The sequence below is a fragment of the Aquabacterium sp. A3 genome (genome assembly GCF_038069945.1).
In the GTDB taxonomy this organism is placed as follows: Bacteria; Pseudomonadota; Gammaproteobacteria; order Burkholderiales; family Burkholderiaceae_C; genus Aquabacterium.
Genome location: NZ_JBBPEV010000002.1, coordinates 480,783 through 504,549, shown reverse-complemented (window position 1 = coordinate 504,549; position 23,767 = coordinate 480,783). Strand labels below are relative to the sequence as shown.

At 64.3% G+C, this 23,767-nt stretch carries 21 protein-coding genes and 1 riboswitch; of the genes, 9 read left to right on the top strand and 12 right to left on the bottom strand.

All coding sequences use genetic code 11. From position 1 onward, the window contains the following. Positions 1–3 precede the first annotated feature (3 nt). Genes WNB94_RS11525 through WNB94_RS11510 form a run of 4 tightly spaced genes read left to right on the top strand, consistent with a single transcriptional unit; the run spans position 4 to position 5,720 of the window. The gene (locus WNB94_RS11525; RefSeq protein ID WP_341390534.1) at positions 4–948 is read left to right on the top strand and encodes a PilW family protein; all 945 of its coding nucleotides are present in this window, start codon (positions 4–6) and stop codon (positions 946–948) included. Positions 949–951: 3 nt separating this feature from the next. Continuing rightward, positions 952–1,458, top strand: a complete 507-nt coding sequence (locus WNB94_RS11520) for a pilus assembly PilX family protein (protein ID WP_341390533.1) — start codon at positions 952–954, stop codon at positions 1,456–1,458. Between the two features lie 43 nt (positions 1,459–1,501). Continuing rightward, the gene (locus tag WNB94_RS11515) at positions 1,502–5,248 is read left to right on the top strand and encodes a pilus assembly protein (protein ID WP_341390532.1); all 3,747 of its coding nucleotides are present in this window, start codon (positions 1,502–1,504) and stop codon (positions 5,246–5,248) included. A gap of 28 nt (positions 5,249–5,276) precedes the next feature. Next, entirely contained in the window at positions 5,277–5,720 is a 444-nt protein-coding gene (locus tag WNB94_RS11510; RefSeq protein WP_341390531.1) for a type IV pilin protein, read from the top strand. Between the two features lie 18 nt (positions 5,721–5,738). Here the strand turns inward: WNB94_RS11510 and nrdR are convergent, their stop codons facing one another. The 3 genes from nrdR to WNB94_RS11495 form a co-directional block, all read right to left on the bottom strand. Beyond that, a complete protein-coding gene (nrdR, locus tag WNB94_RS11505; protein ID WP_341390530.1) occupies positions 5,739–6,206 on the bottom strand; it encodes a transcriptional regulator NrdR in 468 nt (155 codons plus the stop codon). Positions 6,207–6,213: 7 nt separating this feature from the next. Continuing rightward, entirely contained in the window at positions 6,214–7,476 is a 1,263-nt protein-coding gene (gene glyA, locus WNB94_RS11500; RefSeq protein ID WP_341390529.1) for a serine hydroxymethyltransferase, read from the bottom strand. Positions 7,477–7,548: 72 nt separating this feature from the next. Continuing rightward, positions 7,549–7,685, bottom strand: a riboswitch (ZMP/ZTP riboswitch). Between the two features lie 27 nt (positions 7,686–7,712). Further along, positions 7,713–8,678 carry a transglycosylase SLT domain-containing protein gene (locus WNB94_RS11495; protein WP_341390528.1) on the bottom strand — a complete coding sequence of 322 codons (966 nt, stop codon included), beginning with the start codon at positions 8,676–8,678 and terminating at the stop codon, positions 7,713–7,715. Between the two features lie 251 nt (positions 8,679–8,929). On the opposite strand from WNB94_RS11495, the gene WNB94_RS11490 reads away from it, so the two are divergent. Continuing rightward, a complete protein-coding gene (locus WNB94_RS11490; RefSeq protein ID WP_341390527.1) occupies positions 8,930–10,525 on the top strand; it encodes a UbiD family decarboxylase in 1,596 nt (531 codons plus the stop codon). 209 nt (positions 10,526–10,734) lie between these two features. Then, positions 10,735–11,307 (top strand): peptide-methionine (S)-S-oxide reductase MsrA, encoded by a 573-nt coding sequence (gene msrA / locus WNB94_RS11485; protein ID WP_341390526.1) that lies wholly within the window; start codon positions 10,735–10,737, stop codon positions 11,305–11,307. Here the strand turns inward: msrA and pdxH are convergent. After that, positions 11,288–11,938, bottom strand: a complete 651-nt coding sequence (gene pdxH / locus WNB94_RS11480) for a pyridoxamine 5'-phosphate oxidase (protein ID WP_341390525.1) — start codon at positions 11,936–11,938, stop codon at positions 11,288–11,290. The genes msrA and pdxH overlap by 20 nt on opposite strands. 135 nt (positions 11,939–12,073) lie before the next feature. Between pdxH and WNB94_RS11475 the strand changes: the two genes are divergently transcribed. Further along, positions 12,074–12,619, top strand: a complete 546-nt coding sequence (locus WNB94_RS11475) for an NTP transferase domain-containing protein (protein ID WP_341390524.1) — start codon at positions 12,074–12,076, stop codon at positions 12,617–12,619. 71 nt (positions 12,620–12,690) lie between these two features. On the opposite strand, the gene WNB94_RS11470 is transcribed toward WNB94_RS11475, so the two are convergent. The 8 genes from WNB94_RS11470 to tyrS form a co-directional block, all read right to left on the bottom strand. Continuing rightward, complete coding sequence (locus WNB94_RS11470) at positions 12,691–13,362, bottom strand: hypothetical protein (RefSeq protein ID WP_341390523.1); 672 nt, start codon at positions 13,360–13,362, stop codon at positions 12,691–12,693. Between the two features lie 269 nt (positions 13,363–13,631). Continuing rightward, on the bottom strand, positions 13,632–14,303 hold the full coding sequence (locus tag WNB94_RS11465; protein WP_341390522.1) for a hypothetical protein: 672 nt from the start codon (positions 14,301–14,303) through the stop codon (positions 13,632–13,634). A gap of 271 nt (positions 14,304–14,574) precedes the next feature. Continuing rightward, positions 14,575–15,204: an outer membrane beta-barrel protein gene (locus WNB94_RS11460; protein ID WP_341390521.1), complete on the bottom strand. Its 630-nt coding sequence runs from the start codon at positions 15,202–15,204 to the stop codon at positions 14,575–14,577. A 26-nt stretch (positions 15,205–15,230) separates the two neighbouring features. Next, on the bottom strand, positions 15,231–16,445 hold the full coding sequence (locus tag WNB94_RS11455; RefSeq protein ID WP_341390520.1) for an OmpW/AlkL family protein: 1,215 nt from the start codon (positions 16,443–16,445) through the stop codon (positions 15,231–15,233). Between the two features lie 182 nt (positions 16,446–16,627). Continuing rightward, positions 16,628–17,380, bottom strand: coding sequence for a PEP-CTERM sorting domain-containing protein (locus WNB94_RS11450; protein ID WP_341390519.1), 753 nt, complete (start codon positions 17,378–17,380; stop codon positions 16,628–16,630). 420 nt (positions 17,381–17,800) lie between these two features. Next, positions 17,801–18,553 (bottom strand): PEP-CTERM sorting domain-containing protein, encoded by a 753-nt coding sequence (locus WNB94_RS11445; RefSeq protein ID WP_341390518.1) that lies wholly within the window; start codon positions 18,551–18,553, stop codon positions 17,801–17,803. A 345-nt stretch (positions 18,554–18,898) separates the two neighbouring features. Then, on the bottom strand, positions 18,899–19,675 hold the full coding sequence (locus tag WNB94_RS11440) for a PEP-CTERM sorting domain-containing protein (protein ID WP_341390517.1): 777 nt from the start codon (positions 19,673–19,675) through the stop codon (positions 18,899–18,901). 85 nt (positions 19,676–19,760) lie between these two features. Then, entirely contained in the window at positions 19,761–21,032 is a 1,272-nt protein-coding gene (gene tyrS, locus WNB94_RS11435; RefSeq protein ID WP_341390516.1) for a tyrosine--tRNA ligase, read from the bottom strand. A 155-nt stretch (positions 21,033–21,187) separates the two neighbouring features. On the opposite strand from tyrS, the gene WNB94_RS11430 reads away from it, so the two are divergent. Then, the gene (locus WNB94_RS11430; protein WP_445819059.1) at positions 21,188–22,591 is read left to right on the top strand and encodes a M23 family metallopeptidase; all 1,404 of its coding nucleotides are present in this window, start codon (positions 21,188–21,190) and stop codon (positions 22,589–22,591) included. Further along, positions 22,588–23,736 carry an anhydro-N-acetylmuramic acid kinase gene (locus WNB94_RS11425; protein WP_341390514.1) on the top strand — a complete coding sequence of 383 codons (1,149 nt, stop codon included), beginning with the start codon at positions 22,588–22,590 and terminating at the stop codon, positions 23,734–23,736. Before WNB94_RS11430 ends, WNB94_RS11425 begins: the two co-directional genes overlap by 4 nt. Positions 23,737–23,767 lie beyond the last annotated feature (31 nt).

Below are 23,767 nucleotides of genomic sequence, written 5' to 3'. Positions count from 1 at the left end.
ATCATGACCACGCACCTGCATGGCAGCCTGCGCGTCGCGCGTCACCGTGGCCTGAGCATCGTCGAGCTCATGGTGGCCATGGCCCTGGGGCTGGTGGTCTCTGGCGTGGTGCTGTCCAACTACCTTGGTTCGCGTCAGGCACAACGCACGAGCGCCGCCCTCGCCGAGCTCACCGAGAACGCCAACCTGGGCTTCAACCTCATGCGCCGCTACATCAGTCTGGCGGGCTACAGCGAAGTGACGGGCGTCAGCGAGACCGGCTTGACACGCGCGTACACCGGCAAGGCGGTGTTTGGCTGCAGCACCTCCTTTGCCAGCAATGTGGTGCGTGGCATCGACCAGCTGAGCTGCAGCACCCAAGCAGGCAGCCGGCCTGATGCCATCTCGGTGACCTATCAGGCCACCAGCAGCAACGCCCTGATGGGCACACGCCAGAACAGCGGCACATCCGAGCCTCGAGACGCGCTGGGGCAGTACCTTTACAAAGGCTCGCCCACCACCCCGGACTACCTGGCGGAGGCGCGCTTCATGATCAGCGCCACGGGCCAGTTCATGATGGCCGGCAACGGCGGTGGCAGCGCCAGCTCGTCGGCTGCGCCGACCGGCCACATCAGCACGGCCGAAACCCTGTTCGACAACGTGGTCGACATGCGCATCTGGTACGGCCTGAGCGGCACGGGCAGCGATGGCAAGCCCAACCAGCAAGTCAGCACCTACACGCAGGCGCAGGACATCGGCGGGGTCGAGCAGTCGGGGTGGCACCAGGTCACGTCCGTGCGGGTGTGCCTGCTGCTGGCCAGCGCGCAAGAGGTGCTCGATTCGAAGATGGACTACTTCGACTGCGACGCACAAACCGCCGAGGCACCATCGCCCGTCACCGCCCCTGATCGCCGCTACTACCGGGCGTTCACCACCACCATCCACATCCCCAACCGCCTGGGAGGTTGAGCCATGAAACCTGTGGTTTCTCCAGACCGGCCACGGGGCATTGTGCTGGTCGTGGTGCTGATCATGCTGGCGGTCATCGGGCTGGCCAGCGCGTTCACCATGAAACAGGCCCTCAACAGCGATGTGCTCAGCCAGAACGTGCGCGCCGAAGCGTTGGCGCAGGAGGCCGCACAGATTGCGCTGGCGTACTGCGAACAGCAAGCCGTGAAGGACGCCACCCTGATCAAGGCCCACAGCGGTCCGGGCCACTGGAACAACCTGGCCCACTGGGCGCTGCCGTCCGGCACCAGCGCGCCCGTCACGCTGAGCAAGGACGACATCGCGCTGGAACACGCCTCGTTCACGCCCTCGGTCATGCCCCAGTGCATGGCCGAAACCTCCAGCCTGAGCAGCCAGGTGGTTCTGGTCACATCGCGTGGCTTCAGCCCCGACTACGAGGTCGATGCCAGCACGGGCCACACCCTGCGTGGCGCCGTGGTCTGGCTTCAGTCCACCATCCGTCTGAAATGACGCTGCGCCGCCAGGCGCAGCACAGCCCACACAGGAGAGCCCCATGCCACACACCCTGGTCGTCATGGACCGCGCCAACCACACGAGTCCGTGGCTGCGGGTCATGGTCGCACTGCTGAGCGGCCTGCCGGGCTTGGCCGGGGCCACACTCGCGCTGGCCCAACAGCCCTTGTTGGGTGCGGCGGGCAGCATGCCCAAGCCCAACCTGATGCTGACGGTCGACACCTCGGCCTCGATGGCTTACCGCCACATGCCTGAATGGGTGGCGAACGTGAACGGCAAGACACTGACGGTGTACCCCGGTGGCGTGAACCACGTGCACCCGGGCGAAGGCAAGCCCGGCTCGCCCGCATCGGCCATGCCCGCCTACATCGGCAGCGAGTACCTGAACCCCGAGGTGCTGCGCGAGCAGGTCTATGCCCGCTCACCTTTCGTCAACACCATCTACTACGACCCCCGCGTTCGTTACCGGCCCTGGGCGGCTGGCGTGTCCGACACGGGACAAACGCTTCGGTACGCCAGTGCGGTGTTCACCAAAGCGTACATCGACCCTCTGAAACAAGGCGCAACCGACACGGCGGTCGATTTGTCGGCCGCGGTCAGCTACGAGATGAACCCGCTGTGCCCTTTTGACGCCCCATGCCACGATCAAAAAACAACCCGGCTTCAACACCCGGCGATCGTCTACATGCTGGAGCCCGCCTCGGCCGATCCGACTCAGATCGGCCACTTCAAGCGCTATGACATTTTTTCGGCGAGCGCCACCCAGAACGGCCCGCACTTTCCGGGGCGATCGACCTACCCGGAACGCACAGAGTGCGCCCTGGATCACTGCACCAGCGCGCAGGAGCAGCAAAACTACGCCAACTGGTTTGTGTATTACCGAACCCGGATGCTGACCACCCAAGCGGCTTTGTCCGAGGCCTTTCACAACATGGACGACCTTTTGCGGGTGGGGTGGACCACCCTGCGCCACGCCAAATACAACCGCTGGACCCAAAACAAAATACCCATCATTGAAGGCGTCAAGGACCTGACGCCCGAGCATCGCCGCCACCTCGTCGACACCATCCAGAACACCAACGATTCGGGGCACTTCGTCAGCGCCAACACCACCGAGTTGCGCGTGGCCATGGAGCAGGTCGGACAGTACTTCTCCAGCGCGCAGGCCTTCAGCCCCTGGGAGAACACCCCCGCGCCGCTGACCTCCACCGAGCCGGCCAGCGGCCAGGGATCGATCTGCCGCCGGTCGTACAACATGCTGACCACCGATGGCTACTACAACGACCTGATCGACGAATTCAAGGATGTGGCGTGGCCGGGCGACGTCGACAGCGACCAGCCGGCCTTCGAGAACTACACCCGCACCCACCCCTACCAGGACAGAGCCTCCGGCCCGGGCTACGCCAACACCCTGGCCGACTTTGCGCTGAAGTACTGGGCCACCGATCTCTCCACCCTCAGCGACGGCGTGCGGCCCAAGGGGCATGACCCGGCCACATGGCAGCACCTCAGCCAGTACACCGTGGGCCTGGGGGTGTCAGGCACCCTGCAGGCCGACAAGGACACGCTGGCCAGGCTCGCCAACGGCACCCTGGCGTGGCCCGACCCGGACAAGGGCAACGCCCAAAAAATCGACGACCTGTGGCATGCCGCCATCAACTCCAGGGGCGCCTACTACAACGTGCGCACCGCCGCCGATCTGGAGCGGGCGGTGAGGACCATGGTCAACGATGCCACAGGGCAGAGCCTGCGCGAGGCGGGCGTGACCACCGCCGCCACCGCCTTGCAGAGCGACAACCTCAAATTCGTGCCCGAGTACGACAGCGGCCTGTGGACGGGCAACCTGCACGCCTACCGGCTCAATGCCTCAGGGCAACTGGTGTCGCCAGACGATGACACCATGACCGACGAGGCCCGCGCGCTGTGGAGCGCAGCCGAGCTCCTGCCGGCCGCTGCACTCCGTCAGGTGCTGACCACAGCGGACGATGGCCACAGCCTGATCCCGTTTCGGTGGGACGCCCCCGACCCCAACAGTGGCACCGAGTCACCCTCGCCGTCTTTCGCCGCGGCCATGGGATCGATTCAACCGGCCTCGCCAGCGCTGGTGAACTACCTGCGGGGCGACCAAAGCCAGGAAGGCAGCGAAGACGGACAGTTTCGCAAACGCACCTCCGTGCTCGCCGACATCGTCAACAGCACCCCGGTGCTGGCCCACGACAAGCTGGACATGGGTTACGGCACCACCGATGGTTACGATCAGTTCCGGTCCGACAAAGCCGGGCGCGATGATCCGCTGCTGTTCGTGGGTGGCAACGGCGGCATGTTGCATGCCTTCAGCGCCGCGACCGGCGTTGAGCGCTTCGCCTTCGTGCCGCGCGGGGTCTTGCCGCACCTCTACCGCCTGGCCGAGCCGGGCTACGCCAAAAATGCCGCGGCACACCGCTACTTTGTGGACGGCCCGCTGACCGAGGCAGACGTACAGATCGACGACGCATGGCAGCACCTGCTGATCGGCAGCCTGGGCGCCGGCGGCAAGGGCCTGTTCGCCTTGCGGCTGCCACTGGAAGGGGCAGAGCCCAGCCTGCTGTGGGACCTCACCGGCGGCGACGGCGACACCGGCGCATCGCCAACGTCGGTATCGGCATCGGCATCGATACCGGCCTCGGCCTACATCGGCCACATCCTGTCGCGCGCCGAGGCTGGCCGGCTGCCCAACGGGCAATGGGTGGTCGTGGTGGGCAACGGCATCAACAGCAGCATCGATCGGGCGGCCTTGCTCGTGATCGACGTGGCCAGCGGCGCGGTCAGCGCCATCCCGGTCGGACCCAGCGCAGACAACGGGCTGACCGGGGTTGCCGTGGTGCGCAACGCCAACCGCGACATCGTGGCCCTGTATGGCGGTGACCTGCAGGGCCATCTGTGGCGCTTCGAGTACAGCGCCGACGATGAGTCGCTGAAGGTCGGTCACGGTGGACGCCCGCTGTTCAAGGCGGGCACCCTGGACCAGGTGCAGCCGATCACGGCCGCCCCGGTGGTCACGCGCCACGATGCGCATCAGATGGTGTTGTTCGGCACCGGCCGGCTGCTCACCGAGGCCGACCGACAAACCACCCAGGTACAAGCCTTTTACGGCGTGCTGGACACCGTGCCCGCAGAGCAGCCCAGCGCAGACCTGGTGCCGCCCGGCGACGCCGTGGTGCCCCGCAGCGCCTTGGTGACGCAAACCATCTCGTCGTTCACCAACAGCGCCACCTCCACGTCGCCCTACACCTTCTTGTCCGTCAGCAACCATCCGCAAACCGCCGACAGCCAGGGGTGGGCACTGGAGTTGATCATCCCCCCCGTGGCCGGCAACGACCAGGTCGACACCCCCAGGGTGATCTACGAGCCCGTCCTGACCGGTGATTTTGTGCTGATCACAGCCATCTCCCCCTCGCCGGATGCCCTGGAGTGCGAACTGGCCGAGGGCCGCGCCTACGACTTCCTGCTGCCCGCCCTGACCGGCGCGCAGTACGACAAACCCGTGTTCGACACCAGCGGCGACGGCGAGGTCACCGACGTCGGCGACAGGAATGCAGCGGGTGTGGTGACCAGGGCGCCAGGCCGGCGCGCCATCCTCACGGGTGAGCGCGACAGCGGCTCTGGCCGGCGCAAATTGTCCATCCAGCATGGCCAGGGCGGCCTGGGCGCGGCCGACTGGCGGCTGCGGGACGCCTCGGTCATCCTTGACCGGGTCTGGCAGCGCATCCAGCCCCCGCCCGACCGCACACCGCCCCCCACCGACTGACGCCCACGCCATGACATCCACACCCCCCATGAGATCCGCGTCTCACGCCCAGGGCTTCACCCTCGTCGAGCTGATGATCGTGGTGGTCATTGTGGCCATCCTGGCGGCGGTGGCCTACCCGTCTTACAGCCAGCACGTGCAGCGTTCACGCCGGGCCGAGGCGCACAGCGCACTGCTGCAGGCCGCGCAGTTCATGCAGCGCTTTTATGCGGCGCACAACCGCTATGACATCGAGCTGGACGGCAGCACCGCCGTGGCGCTGCCAGACGGCTTGCAACGGGTGCCTGCTTCAGGCACCACCAGCTACGACATCGCACTGGACGCCGACGCGCTGGCCGCCGGCGCCTACACCCTGGTGGCCACGCCAACCGGCCCGCAGACCGGGGATGCCTGCGGCAGCCTCACGCTCACCCACACGGGCGCTCAAGGCATCACGGGCACACAGGCCACGGCGGTTGAATGCTGGCGCTGATGGGTGCTTGCCCGGCGCTTACTCGCCGTCACGCGCCTTCTTGCCACTTTCCTTGATGGCGGCCACGAACTCGCTGACGTCATCGAAGCTGCGGTACACCGAGGCAAAGCGCACATAGGCCACCTTGTCGAGCTTGCGCAGCTCTTTCATGACCCACTCACCCAGTTGGGTGGATGGCACTTCCTTGTCACCTGACTGGCGCAGGCGCGCCTCGATGGCCTCGATGGCCTGCTCCAGCGACTCTGCCGGCACAGGGCGCTTACGCAAGGCCAGCATCAGCGACGATTTGAGCTTGCTGCGCTCGTAATCGGTGCGCCGGCCATCGCGCTTGACGATGGCCGGCAGTTCGATTTCCGCGCGCTCATAGGTGGTGAAGCGCTTGTCGCAGCTGCCGCATTTGCGCCGGCGACGGACACTGTCTCCCTCGTCCGAATCCCGGGTTTCAATGACCTGGGTATCGGGGTGGGCGCAAAACGGGCAGCGCATTGAGCGATCAGCCTGCCTTGCCGGAGTACACCGGGAACTGACGCGTCAGGGCCGACACCTGCTCGCGCACGCGGGCGATGGTGGCCTCGTCATGCGGGTTGTCCAGCACGTCGGCGATCAGGTTGCCCACGGCCACGGCCTGCTCTTCCTTGAAGCCTCGGGTGGTCATGGCGGGCGAGCCCAGGCGGATGCCGCTGGTCACCATCGGCTTTTGCGGGTCGTTGGGGATGCCGTTCTTGTTGCAGGTGATGTGCGCCGCGCCCAGGATGGCCTCGGCTTCCTTGCCGGTCAGGTTCTTGGGACGCAGGTCCACCAGCATCACGTGGCTCTCGGTGCGGCCGGACACGATGCGCAGGCCACGCTTGGTGAGCGTCTCGGCCAAGGCCGCGGCGTTCTTCACCACCTGTTGCTGGTAGGCCTTGAACTCGGGGCTCAGCGCTTCCTTGAAAGCCACGGCCTTGCCGGCGATCACGTGCATCAGCGGGCCACCCTGGATGCCCGGGAAGATGGCCGAGTTGATCTTCTTGGCGATGTCTTCGTTGTTGCTCAGCACGATGCCGCCACGGGGGCCACGCAGGCTCTTGTGGGTGGTGCTGGTGACCACATCAGCGTGCGGCACGGGGTTGGGGTAGACGCCTGCGGCGATCAGGCCCGCGTAGTGGGCCATGTCCACCATGAAGTAGGCGCCCACCTCTTTGGCGATCTTGGCAAAGCGCTCGAAGTCGATGCGCAGAGCAAACGCCGAGGCGCCGGCGATGATCAGCTTCGGCTTGTGCTCACGCGCCAGGGCTTCCATCTTGTCGTAGTCGATGTCTTCCTGCTCGTTCAAGCCGTAAGACACCACCTTGAACCACTTGCCCGACATGTTCAGTTGCATGCCGTGGGTCAGGTGGCCGCCTTCGGCCAGGCTCATGCCCATGATGGTGTCGCCGGGCTGCAGCAGCGCGAAGAACACCGACTGGTTGGCTTGCGAGCCCGAGTTGGCCTGCACGTTGGCGAAGTTGGCGCCGAACAGCTGCTTCAAGCGGTCAATGGCCAGTTGCTCGACCACGTCGACGTGTTCGCAACCACCGTAGTAGCGCTTGCCAGGATAGCCCTCGGCGTACTTGTTGGTCAGCTGGGAGCCCTGGGCTTCCATGACGGCCGGCGAGGTGTAGTTCTCGGAGGCGATCAGCTCGATGTGCTCTTCCTGGCGCTGGTTCTCGGCCTGAACGGCGGCGAACAGCTCGGGATCGACGTTGGCAAGGGTGTGCGTGGCGCGGTCAAACATGAGGTGGCAGTCCTCTTCAAGAGAAGTTGATACCCAACCTGCTGCCACACCTCGGGTGTGAACAACCGGCATGAGGGCTGCCCAGGCGAACGGCGGAACAGCCAACGACGGTACAACCGCCGTGGCTGGTCACGCTCCCCAGTGGTGCACCACCTGAGGGTCTGAGGCTTGCGCCCACAGACCCGGTATCGCCAGTCGCGTGACGGGGCGGATTGTAGCGGTTTGCGGCGCCCGTGTCAGGCGGCGGCCACGCGCTCGGGGCGGGCAGGAGACGCCGGCAGCGGCGAGGCTGGCGCGGCCTGGGGTGCCTCGGCAGGCATGGGGGCGGACGTGGCCGATGCGGGCACCAGCACATCCGGTCCCGCCACATCCGCTTCGGGGCTGGCCGTGGTGGTGGGCGCCGGGGTGTACATCAGCACGCCACGGGGCAAGGGGGCATTCAGCGCCACCTTGGTGCCAGAAGCCACCTGGCGCAGGTAGGCCTGCTCGGCCAGCACCTTGGCCACATAACCACGGTCATGGGGCAGGTTGGCGGCCCCCACGTAGTACTTCAGCCCACCCTCCACGCTGCCGGCGCGGCGGATGCAGTCTTTCAAGACCTGAACACCCACTCGCAGGTTCGTCAAGGGATCGAAAGCGGCGTGCATGCCGCCAAAAGCCTCGTACTTGTCATGGTGCACGCGGGTCATCACCTGCATCAGGCCCTGCGCCCCCACCTGACTTTGAGCGAAGGGGTTGAATCCCGACTCGATGGACATGACGGCCAGCACCAGGGTGGGCTCTACGCCCATGCGCTGCCCCACGTGCCACGCCTCCTGCACCAGGCGGGCCACCGGCTCTGGCGCCACGCTGTAGCGCCGTGCGATCCACAGCGTCAGCTTGGCCTGCTGTGCACTGAGTTCAGACACCGGTGCGGCCGTGGCACGCTGGATGGCCTCGGGCTCGGCCATGGCCATGAGCACCGCTTCGGGCTCGACCTCGGCCGCCGCCACGCGGGCGTTGGCACGGTCCATCAACCAGGTCAGCGCGCGGTCTTCGGCCTGATGACGCCACTGTGGGCTGCCCACCAGCAACGCGATCACCACGGCACCACACAGGCCCAACAGCGCCAGCGAGTTGTGACTCACCACACGCACACCTTCCACCACATCGCTCAGCGCCGTCGCCAGGCGCGAAGCGCCTTGTCGTCCATGCTCTGCCATGTTGCTCCTTTCGTTCACCGCGCGCATCCAGACCCGGGCATGACGCCACCGTGGACACCACCTCGCGGTGATAATGGGCCGCCCCGGATGGGGTGGAGGCCCGTACGCGCGCCCCCAAGAGGCACGCCTGGTTCCCGACTTCGGAACCCGAATGACCTGGGGTTAACACGGCCCAGGTCGGATCGGGGCGGATTCTAGGCACCCTGGTAATAACCAGTCAAGCATAAAGAATCAACTCTTTATACACATAAATGCAATACAAAGACCTGCGCGACTTCGTACAAGGCCTGGAACGCCAGGGCGAATTGCGGCGATTGTCACAAAATGTATCAACCCGCCTGGAGATGACGGCCCTGTGCGATCGCGTCTTGCGGGCCGGTGGGCCAGCGATCTGGTTTGAAAAACCCGTGAATAAACACGGTGCCGTGCACACCACGCCCGTGCTGGCCAACCTGTTCGGCACCCCGCGTCGGGTGGCGCTGGGCATGGGGGCCGATGACGTCAGCGAACTGCGTGACATCGGCCGTGTGCTGGCCAGCCTCAAAGAACCCGAGCCCCCGCGTGGCCTGAAAGATGCCGGCAAGCTGCTGCAGATGGCCAAGGCCCTGTGGGACATGAAGCCCAGCACCAGCCGCAGCACCGCCTGCCAGCAGGTCAAACTGCAGGGCAGCGAGGTGGACCTGACCCAACTGCCCATCCAGCACTGCTGGCCGGACGACGCCGCCCCCTTGCTGACCTGGGGCTTGGTCGTCACCCGGGGACCGCAAGGCGTGCCCCACCCGCGACGCCGCCAGAACCTGGGCATCTACCGGCAACAACTGATCGGCAAGAAGCAGCTCATCATGCGGTGGCTGGCCCACCGGGGCGGCGCGCTGGATTTCCGTGAGTTTGCGCTGGCCAACCCGGGCCAGCCTTTTCCCATTGCCGTGGCCCTGGGTGCTGACCCGGCCACCATCCTGGGCGCCGTCACACCCGTGCCAGACTCGTTGAGTGAATACCAGTTTGCCGGCCTGCTGCGCGGCAGCCGCACCGAGGTGGTGGACACGGGTGTGGGCGAAGGCGACGCCCGCCTGCAGGTGCCGGCCAGCGCCGAGTTCGTGCTGGAAGGGCACATCCCCACCGCCCCTGCTGGCTACCAAGGCGAAAGCGAGCACGGCGTGCCCCTGATGGAGCGTGGTGGTTACCTGCACGCGCTGGAGGGTCCCTTTGGCGACCACACCGGCTATTACAACGAGCAGGACTGGTTCCCGGTGTTCGAGGTGAACCGCATCACCCACCGAAACAACCCGATCTACCACTCCACCTACACCGGCAAACCACCTGATGAGCCCGCCGTGCTGGGCGTGGCACTCAATGAAGTCTTCGTGCCCATCCTGCAAAAGCAGTTTCCGGAGATCGTCGACTTCTACCTGCCACCCGAGGGTTGCAGCTACCGCATGGCCATCATCAGCATGAAGAAGGCCTACCCAGGGCACAGCAAGCGGCTGATGTTCGGGCTGTGGAGCTTCTTGCGCCAGTTCATGTACACCAAGTTCATCGTGGTCGTGGACGACGACGTGAACATCCGCGATTGGCAGGAAGTGATCTGGGCCATCACCACCCGCATGGACCCGGTGCGCGACACCACCCTGGTGGACAACACGCCCATCGACTACCTGGACTTTGCCTCGCCCGTGAGCGGGCTGGGCGGCAAGATGGGGCTGGACGCCACCAACAAGTGGCCCGGAGAAACCAGCCGCGAATGGGGACGCACCATCACCATGCCCCAGTCGGTCAACGACAGGGTGGACTCGTTGGTGGCCTCGATCATGGCGTCGCCGGGGGCACCCTCTGGCGGCACGCGCTGAGTCAGGGCCTTGCTTACAAATTAGCGCTTGCGTGGCCCCCGGAATCGACTTAATCTTGATACACCTGCTGGATGCAGGTACACCAACTGGCCGCAGTCGCTGCGGCCGGGAAGCTGGCAGACCATCCTCTCTGCTGCTTCCTGGGGCGGCACCGCCCGCCCAACCCCCGGCTTCGCCCGGGGGTTTTTGTTTGGGCCTAGCATGCAGGCATGAGCGCGCACACCCCCACCCCTGCCCTGCCTTTGCAAAACGCCACCTTGGCCGGCGGTTGTTTCTGGTGCCTTGAAGCGGTGTTTCTGGGCCTCAAAGGCGTGCGCGCCGTGGAGCCCGGCTACAGCAACGGCCAGCACCCCCTGCCCACCTACGAACGGGTGTGCGGCGGAGACACCGGGCACGCCGAAGTGGTTCGCCTGAGTTTTGACCCGAGCGAGCTCAGCTACACCGAACTGCTGGCGGTGTTTTTCAAAATACACGACCCCACCACACCGAACCGCCAGGGACACGATGTGGGCACCCAGTACAGGTCGGGCATCTACACACACAGCGAAGAACAGGCGCGTGAGGCCCGCGCCGTGATCGAAGCGCTCACGCGCTCAGGGGCCTACGACCGCCCCATCGTCACGGACGTGGCACCCGTGAGCAACTACCACACGGCCGAAGCCGAGCACCACCGCTATTTCGAGCGTCACCCCTATCAGGGCTACTGCGCCATGGTGGTGGCCCCCAAGGTAGAGGCTTTCCGGCATGCCTTCGCCCACCTCGTCAAGGGGCCAGGCGCCTGAGTTGCCATGCTCCCTCGGCGCTCGCCTCAAACACCAGGCGATCATGCAGACGCGAGGCGCGACCTTGCCAGAACTCCCAATACGCTGGGGCCAGACGGTAACCACCCCATTGCGCGGGCCGCACAGGATCTTCCCCCTGACGCGCCTGCTCTTGTGCCCAAGTCGCCTCCAGCTCCGCCCGAGAGGCAATGACCTGGCTTTGCGGCGACGCCCACGCACCAATTCGCGACCCCAATGGGCGGGTGCGGTAATAGGCGTCCGACTCGGCCGGATCGAGCTTGGCCACCGAGCCCTCCACACGCACCACCCGCTCCAGCTCAGGCCAGAAAAACTGCAGGGCGGCACACGGGTTGGCCTCCAGTTCCTGCCCTTTGCGGCTTTCATAGTTGGTGTACCAGACCAGGCCGCGGGCATCCAGCCCCTTGAGCAGCACCACGCGGGTGGATGGCCGCCCTTGCGCGGACACCGTCGCCAGCGTCATCGCATTGGGCTCCAGCGCCTTGGCGCGCACCGCCTCGTCAAACCACTGCTGAAACTGTTGCAGCGGGTCAGGCGCCACGTGGGTCTCATCCAGCGCCGCCAACTCGTACTGTCGGCGCATCTGCGCCAGATCATGTGATGTCTTGTCCATGATGAAAGTATCGGCCAGATCGATTGCCACCTGAAATGAGCGGGATCAAGCCGTAACGGGGGTTAGCCCGTAAGTGATGGTGCCATGGTGCCATGGGCCAGGCGCGCGCAGACTGAAGTTCAGCTTGTGTGCACCATGTTTGCCCAACCCACCCTCATCGTGATTGCCAGCCCGCTGTGGGCCAGCTCGCCTGCCACCCAGGCGATGTCTGCCTACGACTGGCACCACCTGCAAGACCTGGTGGGGCTGGGCACACAGGTGGGGCTGCCCACGCTGTGCCTGCTGCCGCCGGGGCTCGGCGCGCCCCCGCCCATCGATCTGCCCCCCTCGTGCATGCTGATGAGCGCCCCCGTGGATGGTTCCAGCCTCAGCGGTGCAGGCATTGCGCAGGCGGTGGAAGCCACCGCCCAGAGCGCAGGCTGGCTGCTGCTGCCCATGCAGGGGGCTCTGCCCCGGGCGGCCACGGTGAAAGCCGTCGCAGAGGCCTTGCGGTCTCATCCCATGGCCGCCCCCAGCCATGGTGGCCGACGCGGCCACCCGCTGGGCCTGGGCGCCGAGTTTTACTCAGAACTCATCCGCTTGAAACACCTGCGCGACCTCGATCGCCTGCTGGCCCGATATCCCCACGTTGACATCCAGAGCGAAGCGCCGCTGGCCTGCGCCCAACAACGACACCCATGAAAAAAGGAGCCCCGAGGGGCTCCTTGAAGATCTCACGCCACCGGTGACCAGCACCGGAGCCGACACGCCGCTCAGGGAGCGGGCACGTACAGCTTGGTGGACACAGCCTTCTTGCGGAACTTCACCGCAATGTCTTGCTCCAGGGCACCGAAGCTGATCTGGGGAATCACGGCGTTGGACAGGAACTCATTGACTTCCAGCGCGGCATTGAACTTCTTGAGCATTTCGCTGTCGAGCTTCAGGTTGCTGAGGGTTTCGTCCAGCGTGATGGACAGCGGGAAGCGGTACTTCAGCTTCAGGGGCTGTTCCACGGTGTAGTTGTAGACCACCGCCTGCTTGCTGGTCACGCCGCCCTTGGCGGTGGCATCGGCCAGAACCTGACCCTTTTCGTAGTTGATGGTGAAGTTGGCCAGGGTCAGGGCCTTCTTCACGCCGGCCACCTCACGAGAGAACTCCAGGGCCGAGCCCTTGGCGTCGCCGCTCTTGATCTTCAGGTCCCAGCCGGCCGTCACGCTGGTGATGGGCAGGGCGAACGAATTGGTCGTGCCGGCCACCGGCGTGGCGTTGCCCAGCGCAGTGACCTTGATGCCGAACAGCGCGAAGGCGTTCATCGCGTCGTCAGAGAACACCTGCACCGAATCGGCCACCAGGGCGTTCGTGGGCAGGGTCAGGGCCTGGGCCGAAGTGGCGGCGAACAGGGCCAGTGCGGCCAGAGAGGTGCGGCGAATGGTGGCGATGGTCATGTGAGACTCCTATGACGTTGGGGTTGGGCTGGCGAACTTGCGTTGCCCATGTGCTTATGGTGTCAAAACACGATCCCCCCCCTCCCCCCTTGCCTGAGGGGGATGGGACCCCCTGGGACCCCACCCATAAGGGTTAGTCGCAGTGGAAATATTCCCCCACCCCCTGGTACTAACCCTCGATTTGCCTTGTATTTCCACCATGAAAAAAGCCCGCCGAGGCGGGCTTCTGAAATCAGAGCGCTGAAGGCACTCTGATCGTCGTTCAGAACTCAGGGAGCCGGAACGTAAGGCTTGGTCGAGACGGCCTTGCGGAACTTGATCTTGATGTCTTCGTACAGGGTGCCGAAGTCGATCTCGGGCACGACGGCACGGGCCAGGAACTCATTGACTTCCAGGGCCTGGATCTGGGCCACCAGGGCTTCTTCTGTCAGCTTCAGGGTGCCCAGGGTTTCTTGGGCCGTGATCGTCAGAGGGAACTTGTACTTGATGGCCAGTTCAGACAGCTTGGTGAAGTTGAACAGGGGCATCTTGGGCGTGGTCACGCCACCCTTGGGGGTGGTGTCGGCCAGCACCTGCGAAGCGGTGAAGTCGATCTGGAAGTTGGCCAGGGTCAAGGCCTTCTTCTCGCCGTTGACCATGCGGCTCAGTTCCAGAGCCGAACCGGAGGCAGCGCCACCGGTGATCTCCAGGTTCGAAGCCACCGTGATCGAGGTGATGGGCAGGATGAACGAGTTGGCAGCGTTGGGGTTGACGTAGGCGTTGCCCAGCGGGGTGATCACGACCTGGAACAGGTTCAGGGCGTTGATGGCGTCATCAGAGAACGTCTGAACCGTGTCGGCCTGCAGATAGTTGGTGGCGATGGTCAGTGCCTGGGCCGACGAAGCGGCGAACACGGCGGCGGTGGCCAGAGAAACGGCGCGGATGGTGGCAGCGAAGGTCATGTGGAACTCCTGTTGATTCCTGGGAAAGTTGCTTGCGTTACGGAACCCGTTTGATGCGAGCCCATGGATGTATCGTGCTCGATGGCCCTCTTACCCACCCCCCCGCGAATGTGGGGAGAGCCCCCAGGGTAACCCGAAATTCCTAGGGTTTGCGCCAGCCCTTAGTGGGGCAAAGTTCTCAGGGTTAGCGATATTTTTGACGTTTAACGCCGAGCGTGGCAAAAGAAAAAGGGCCCGAAGGCCCTTGATCGTGGATACGGTGCGACTGGTGTCAGAACGACACGGCGGCGCCGAGGCCGAGCAGCATGGCGTCCTCATTCTCAGTGCCGTCCAGTCGAAAGCGCGTCCAATCCAAACCGGCTGTCAGCTTGATCCCCTGCCCCAGCAAGTAGTCAGCCGACATGCCCAGATAGGGTTGTACGCTGGACTTGGTTACGCTGCCCATGCGCGCGCCGTCGACCACGTATTCACCTGTCGCCGTCATGTAAGCCACCCCTAATTTGGGCGTGAGCGTCAACCTTTGACCGAGAGGGAACGAGGCCCCCAACGATGCAACCAGTCCATTGACACCCAAGGTCACCGACGCAGGTACATTGGCCACCACCGGACCAGATCCGCCATTTACCGTGATCTCGGTTCTACCGTTGTAGCGCCCTTTTGCGAAGCGCATGGCCGCCACTTCAACAACATCGACACCGCCACCACCCAGTTTCAGCAACGGCTTTTCGAGTTTGGTCCCCGCAAAAAGCTTGAAACCAAAACCATTGTTATCGCAACTGACGCCAGGCAGGCAAGAAACATCAACACGGGTGAGAGCGGCCACCGCGCCGACATACCCCTGGGCAAAAGCGGCAGGTGACAAAACGCTGAGGAGTGCAAGGCCGAATAACTTGTTAGTCATAGAAATGTCCTGTCAGAAGACTCAAATCAGAATCGACGTCCCACGCTCAGCATGAAAAGCGTGTTATCCAGTCTCGTGCTCTGTTTGCGCACAAAAGTACCATGGCTACAGTTGTTGTTGCCATACTTGGCTTTTGCCAAATCGCACATCAAGGCGGTGAGCGGCTGGACTGGCTGTCCAGGCACGTAACCATCCGGTGGGTTCGCGCCGGCGAACTCAGGCCTGCTACCCAGCGAGTTAAGGGAGTCGATCGCAATGTCAATCGCGGGGCCGTAGTCGCTGGTCACAGCAGATTCAGAGGTAATGCGGGTTTCCCTGGTAATCAAGGTGGCTTCAGTTTTATACCGCAGCTTGCCCACATTCAGGCTGATGTGCCAGTCCTCATCGAGTTGCCCCATCACACCAAAAAATGGGCCAACGCCAAACGAGTTCTTGATGGACACGGTGGTGTCTCCACCCTGATACGAGTTCAAGGTGGGTGTCGCCCGGACGTCAAAGAAAATGGCGTAAGAAGCACCCAACCCAACGAACGGCCTGATGCGCGACTTCTCGTTCCCAAAATAGTGGCCCAACATCACAGTGGGCGGCAGCAACTTCAGATTGATGATCTCCTTGCCATTCAAGGAGCCCCTGCCTTCGCCATACACCGATGCTTTCAAGGGTGCGGCCAACAAAAATGCTTCAAGGACCCAAGCCTTCTGAGCATCGAGAAAATAGCCTACGCTGATGGCCGGCGTGCCAATGGAAGCATCTGAACGGGCCTTGACACCACACGGCGTGCCCAGGCCATTAAGCAACTGGGGGCAATTTTGAGACTCTGCGTCCAGCGCAAGAGCGTTGTCAGGCGACTGGAAAAAACCAAAATCCCCGGTGAGTGCGCCACTGGCAAAGTTGTAAAACGTGGCCGGCACCGTCACACCACTGTCAGTGCGAGCGCCAACAGGCCCAACACCAGTGTTGAACATCGACGTGTATGGGGTGGTCGCATTCGAGCTCAGATAGTTCAGAATGTCGTTGGCCCCAACCACGGGACCCGTCACGTCGTAAGCATCGCCTGAAGTCGTCTTGACATTGGCATGCACATAGTTCAACCGCATGAACGCCCGCTCGCGCAACGAGGGCTCGATCTTCGAGAAAAGCCCGTCCAGGCGATCAGACGCGACCGCAGAGGGCACGGCGCATGCCGCCGCCGCGACGAGGGCCAGGCTGCGCATGGCGCCCGACCAGTTGATGTTCTTCATGCTGTCTCCTATGGAAGGCCCGGTGGGATGGCGACGGGTTGGCACAGCGCCAGTTTCTGTGCAATGGATCACACTGGCATCATTCGGTAAAAAAAAACCGCTCAGCATGATACTGAGCGGTCGTGTTGAAACAGAGTGGGGCAAACCCCGCTCTGTCTCGATCACGCCTCAGGCGTGAAAGCTCACTTGGCGGCGCGGCGACGAGCCAGGGCCAGACCCACCAGACCCAGACCCATCAGGGCGTAGGTGGAGGGCTCAGGAACGGCGGTCACGGTGATCGACGAAGCGATGCTACCGAAGTCAGCCGAAGCGGCTTGCAGGGACACCGAACCCAGGAACTGCAGGGCCAGAGCGTTGGAGATCTGGGTGAATGCAGCCGAGTCCAGAGCCAGGGTGCTCAGCGAAGTCAGGGCGGTGCCTTCTTGGAAGGTGGTGTCGCCAGTGACAGCGCCGATGGTGAACAGCTTGCCGTAGTAGTTCACGGAAGCGCCAGCGGTGCTTTGGCCCACGATGGTGCCGAAGATTTCGTTGGTGACCAGGTTCACTTCCAGGTTACCGACTTCAACCCAGCCGCCACCGGACACGCCAGGCACGTTGCCAGCCACTTGACGGGCGCCGCCAGCGGTGAACACCTTGGTCACTTGGTTGGTGGCGTCGTCGTATTCCAGCGAGGTGATGGGTGCGCCAACGGTGATGTTGGTGTACGCGCCAGGACCGCCGGTGATGCTGGAAGTGGCGCCACCGAAGGCTTCAGCGGTCACGCTGCCCACGTTCAGGGCGTTGCGCAGGTTTTCGCTGAAGGTCAGGGCACCAGAGCCCTCCATGATGAAACCGGAGCTGGGGTCGTTGGCGTCGATGGTCACCAGGGCGGCGCTGGCGGCACCAGCGGCCACGAAAGCGGCAGCAGCGACGATGCTCTTGATCGCAAATTTCATTTCTATCTCCACTTGAAAGCGGCCCTTTGAATCTGTTGCTGTAACAGGCATCCGCGTACTCCTGTTCCAACCCAGATGCACCTTGGCACCTGTTGTCGTAAGCATAGGGCCCGCATCGCATTAAACACAACCTCTCGTTCCCCCTAGGCATGTGCGTTCTGCATCAGGAAAGCACCAATTTCGGGCGATACCCCCCTCGTTCAGGTGTGGGGGTTACCCCCTGGGCTCAGCGCGCGTCCCCTGGGAACGCACCCGCCAACCGTCGCCAGACCGCCAAAAAACGAAGGGGCAAGACACGGACACCCTGAAGGATTTGTCACACTCTGTTGCACCTTGCTGGCGCACATCCAGGCAAGTACAGCACCAAAAGAAAAAGCGGGGCAAGCCCCGCTCGTGAACATCACGCCGCAGCGTGAAAAATCACTTGGCTGCGCGGCGACGCGCCACAGCCACGGCCAGCAGGCCGGCGCCCACCAGGGCGTAGGTGGAGGGCTCAGGCACGGCCGTCACGGTGATCGTGGAGGCGATGTTGCCGAAATCGGCCGAGGCCGCTTGCAGAGACACCGTACCTAGGAACTGCAGCGCCAAGGCGGTTTGAATCTGCGTGAAGGCCACGCCATCCAGCGCCAGGGTGGTCAGTGCCGTGTTGGCGGTGCCCACCTGGAAGGCGGTGTCGCCCGTGACGGCACCGATCGAAAAGATCTTGCCCGAGTAGTTCACGGCAGCGCCAGCGGTGCTTTGGCCCACGATGGTACCGAAGATCTCCTTGGTGACCAGATCAACCTCGAGGTTGCCCACTTCCACCCAGCCGCCGCCAGAAACGCCGGGCACGTTGGAAGCCACCTGACGGGCACCACCCGAGGTGAACACCTTCACCACCTCGTTGGTGGCGTCGTCGTACACCAGCGACGTCACGGGCGCGCCGATTTCGATGTTGGTGTAAGCACCCGGCGCACCAGTGATGGCCGAGGTTGCCGCGCCAAAGGCATCAGCGGTCACGCTGCCCACGTTCAGGGCGTTGCGCAGGTTTTCGCTGAAGGTCAGGGCGCCAGAGCCCTCCATGATGTAGCCGGAGCTGGGGTCGTTGGCGTTGATGGTCACCAGGGCAGCGCTGGCCGCGCCGGCCGCCACGAAGGCCGCGGCAGCGACCAGGCTCTTGATTGCAAATTGCATGTCTTTCTCCACTCGATTGACAGCGGGTCTTTTGTAGGGGGAGGTGAATCAGGCGCCCGCATCTTCCTGTCCACCCCGCACGAGCCCATTGCAACCCGGGGTTGCAGGCTCGAATCCGGTATTAACCCCCAACTTCAGGAATCTCTTTTGCAACAGGCGTAACACGCGCAAGCGTTCGTTTCTCGATGGCCTGAAGTGCAACGCATGGGCAGCATTTGTGCGCTATTTCACAAACAGTTTCCTCATGCGGCGCAAGCGGAATATCGAAACCCATTGGGGTGAATTCAGAGCGCCAATAAAAATGGCGGGTAAACCCGCCATTTTTATTCATACCTTAGGCTGTTATCAGGCCTTGACTTGCCGACGCCTCGCCGCAGCCAACCCCACCAGCCCAAGCCCCATCAGCGCGTAGGTGGAGGGCTCAGGGATCGATGGCACCGGGGGGGGGGGGGTGAGTATCAGATTGGAGATGGCCGACTCGATGGTACCGAAATCACTGGATGCCGCCTGCAAGGACACGCTGCCCAGGAATTGCAAGGCCAAAGCGTTGGAGATCTGGGTGAAAGCCGCCGAGTCCAGCGCCAGCGTGCTCAGTGTCGTGAAACCAGTGCTGGCTGGCGATGGCAGGGTCGTGTCGCCTGTGACCGATCCGATGGTGAACAGCTTGCCGTAGTAGTTCACGGACGCACCAGCATCGCTTTGACCCACGATGGTGCCGAAAATTTCACTGGTGAGCAGATCAACTTCCAGGTTGCCGACTTCCACCCAGCCGCCACCCGACACGCCAGGCACATTGCCAGCCACCTGTCGTGCGCCCCCCGACGTGAAGACCTTGGTCACCTGGTTGGTGGTGTCGTCGTACACCAGCGAGGTGACAGGTGCCGACACGGCGATGTTGGTGTAAGCGCCCGGCGCGCCGGTGATGGCCGAGGTGGCGTCACCAAAGGCCTCTGCCGTGACGGCACCCACGTTCAGGGCGTTGCGCAGATTTTCGCTGAAGGTGAGCGTGCCAGCGCCGTCGATCAAGCCATCATTGGCATTGATCGTGACCAGCGCGGCGCTGGCCGAACCGGCGGCCACCAAGGCGGCAGCGGCGACCACAGTAGCGGTGAAATGTTTCATGGTGCAGTACTCCACTGGTTGATTGAATGGTGGGACGTTAAGTGAAAGCACAAGCACCCCGCATCCGGGATCACCCGCAGGCTGTTCAGCCCTGCGCCCCTGACAGCGTCACCTTCGCAAACTTGCGCTTGCCCACCTGCACCACATACACCCCGGCGCCCAGTTTCAGCGACTTGTCGCTGACCGCGTCGCCCGCGATCTTCACGCCACCCTGCTCGATCAGGCGGTTGGCCTCGCTGGCCGAAGGCGCCAGCCCGGCCTGACGCAGCAGCGCGGCCACGCCCAGCCCGGCGCCGTCGGCCGGCAGGCTCAGGGCCACCTCGGGGATGTCGTCTGGCACGCCGCCCCGGGCCCGGTTGTTGAAATCATCCAGCGCCGACACGGCTGCACCCGCCCCGTGGAAACGCGCCACGATCTCTTGCGCCAGCATCACCTTGGCATCGCGCGGGTTACGCCCCGAGGTGCACTCAGCCTTCAGCGCCTCGATCTCGGCCATGGCCTTGAAGCTCAGCAGGGTGAAGTACTGCCACATCAGGTCGTCACTGATGCTCATGAGCTTGCCGAACATCTGGTTGGGCGCTTCACTGATGCCCACGTAGTTGTTCTTGGACTTGCTCATCTTGTCCACGCCGTCCAGGCCCACCAGCAGCGGCATGGTCAGGATGCATTGCGGCTCCTGCCCGTACTCGGCCTGCAGGTGGCGCCCCATCAGCAGGTTGAACTTCTGGTCGGTGCCGCCCAGCTCCAGGTCAGACTTGAGCGCCACCGAGTCATAGCCCTGCATCAGCGGATACAAAAACTCGTGCACGCTGATGGACGTGCCCGCATGAAAACGATCATGAAAGTCGTTGCGCTCCATCATCCGGGCCACGGTGTAGCGGCTGGCCAGTTGGATCATGCCGCGCGCGCCCAAGGCGTCACACCACTCGCTGTTGTAGCGGATCTCGGTTTTGTCGGGGTTGAGCACCAGGCTGGCCTGCTTGTAGTAGGTCTCGGCATTGGCCTTGACCTGCTCGGGCGTCAGCGGTGGGCGGGTGGTGTTGCGGCCTGACGGGTCACCGATCAGCGAGGTGAAGTCGCCGATCAAGAAGATGACCTGGTGGCCGATATCCTGGAGGTGGCGCAGCTTGTTGAGCACCACGGTGTGCCCCAGGTGGATGTCGGGGGCGGTGGGGTCCAGGCCCAGCTTGATGCGCAGCGGCGTGCCGGTGGCTTCAGATCGGGCCAGCTTGCGCACCCACTCGGCCTCGGGCAGCAACTCTTCCACGCCGCGCCGGGTGATGGCCAGGGCCTCCTGGACCCGGTCGGTGATGGGGTGTTGAGGCTGGACTTCAGGGGCTTTTTCGGATGGCAACATGGGTGACCCGTCTGTGACAATCAATCACCCCCAGTAGGGGGTGGTCGCTATATACTTGACCGATTGGGCTCGCGCAGGCATTGATTTTGCGTGCGAGTGGGTTGCAGATTTTAAGGGGCGCTGGCGCACAGACCGCCGCCTCCGGTGTTGATGGGGTGCATGTTTTGACCGATTCCAAGTTGTTCCGAGCGCTGCTGACCCTGCAGCAAGCCACCCACCGCCACCCTCACCGCCTCAGTGCCGCCGTCCTTGTGTTGTTGGGCGGATCCGCCGTTACCGCCTTCGGTGTGGCGCCCCTGGCGTCTTCACCCACCCTGCCCCCCATCACGGCCCTGAGCACCCCGATCGAATCGCCCTGGCTGCCCGATCAACTCAAGGCCCTGGACGACACCGGGTTGCTGCTGCACCGCACCGACGTCACACGCCACAGCGACACGGTGGACACCGTCTTGCAGCGCCTGGGCGTTGACGACCCCACGGCGGCGCAGTTCATCCGCAACGACCCGGTGGCCGGCACCCTGCTCCAAGGCCGCACCGGCAAGTCGGTGACGGCCGAGGCGCAAGATGGCCAACTCAAGCGCCTGGTGGTTCGTGGCCCTGCGGACAGCACCAGCGACTTCGACACCCACTTCGTGCGCATCACGGTGGAGCGCATCGACGACGCCCAAGGGGTGCGCTACGAAGCCCAACGCGAACTGGTGCCGCTGCAAACCATCGAGCGCACGGCGTCGGGCACCATCCGGTCGTCGCTGTTTGCCGCCGCCGATGCGGCGGGCGTGCCCGATGGCGTCACCAACCAGGTGGCCGAAATCTTCGGCACCGACATCGACTTCCGCCGCGAACTGCGGGTGGGCGATGCCTTCAGCGTGCTGTATGAGTCCTACCTGGCCGACGGCGAGCCGGTGACCTGGTCGGGCAGCGCCGGGCGGGTGCTGGCGGCTCGGTTCATCAACCAGGGCAAGGTGCATGACGCCGTGTGGTTCCAGGAGGCCGGCCGCAAGGGCGCCTACTTCGACCTGACGGGCACCAGCAAGACCCGCGCGTTCCTGGCGTCCCCCCTGGCGTTCTCGCGTGTGACCTCCGGTTTCGCCATGCGCTTCCACCCGATCCACAAAACCTGGCGTGCACACCTAGGGGTGGACTACGGCGCGCCCACGGGCACGCCGGTGCGTTCGGTGGGCGATGGATCGGTGAGTTTTGCGGGCTGGCAAAACGGCTACGGCAACGTGGTGCAGGTGCAGCACTCTGGCAACCGCATGACCGTGTACGCACACCTGAGCCGCATCGACGTGCGCCGGGGCCAAAAGATCGACCAGGGCACGCGCATTGGCGCCGTGGGTGCCACCGGCTGGGCCACCGGCCCTCACCTGCACTTCGAGTTCAAGGTGGCTGGCAAGCACGTGGACCCGATGAAGATTGCCCGTGCCGCCGAAACCTTGCAGCTGTCGCCCCAGGCGCTGGCCACGTTCCGGCAAACGGCACTGGTGACCGCTCAGCGACTGGATTCGGCCAACGACCGCCAGACCGCCGGGCTGCGCACCGCCCCTCGTTTTGAATGAGCCTGGCCGCGACGTCCGGGGCCGATGACGGCCTGTACATCGGGCTCATGTCAGGCACCTCGCTGGACGGCGTGGACGGCGTGCTGCTGCGGGGCCCCTCGCCGCAGTGGATGACCTTGGGGCACGCCCACCGCCCATTTCCCCATGAGTTGCGCCAGGAGTTGCTGGCCCTGAACACCCCGGGCGACAACGAACTGCACCGCAGCGCCGTGGCCGCCCAGGGCCTGGCCGAGGTCTATGCCGAGGTGGTGCACGCCCTGCTCGCTGCTGCGCAGGTGTCGCCATCAGACGTCCGTGCCATCGGCGCACACGGCCAGACCGTGCGACACCGGCCCGACCTGGGCTACACCTGGCAGATCAACGCCCCCGCCACGCTGGCAGAACACACAGGCATCGCCGTGGTGGCCGATTTCCGCAGCCGCGATGTGGCCGCCGGTGGTCAGGGCGCCCCCCTGGTGCCGGCCTTCCACCAGGCCATCTTCGGGCGTGAAGATCGCTCGGTGGTGGTGCTGAACGTGGGGGGCATGGCCAACCTGAGCATCCTGCGGCCCGGGTTACCCCCTCTGGGCTTTGACTGCGGGCCCGGCAACTGCCTGCTCGACATGTGGTGCGAGTGGCAAACCGGCCACGCCTTCGATGCCAATGGCGAGTGGGGCGCGGCAGGCCATGTGCGCGAAGACTGGCTGGCCGATGCCCTGAGCGAGCCCTATTTCAAACTGCCGCCCCCCAAAAGCACCGGCCGCGATTTGTTCAACGCCGACTGGCTCAATCAGTGGCTGGGACCACACGGCCTGACCGATGGCCCTGTCAGCGATGGGCAAATGGCGCGCGACGTTCAGGCCACGCTGTGCGAGTTGACGGCCCGGTCAGCGGCGCTGGCCATCCATGACCATGCACCCGACGCGGTCGAAGTGGTGGTGTGTGGTGGGGGCGCGCTCAATGGCGACCTGTTGCGGCGCCTGGGCGAGCAACTGCCCGGCGTGCGCGTGGGGCGCTCGGACGCCCACGGACTGGACGTGATGCAGGTGGAGGCGGCCGCCTTCGCCTGGCTGGCATGGTGCCACCTCAGCGCCCAGGCAGGCAACGTGGCCGGGGTCACCGGCGCACGCGGCGCGCGTGTGCTGGGGGCGCTGTATCCGGCCTGAGGGCCCAGCGCCGCCCTGGTTCGATCAGACC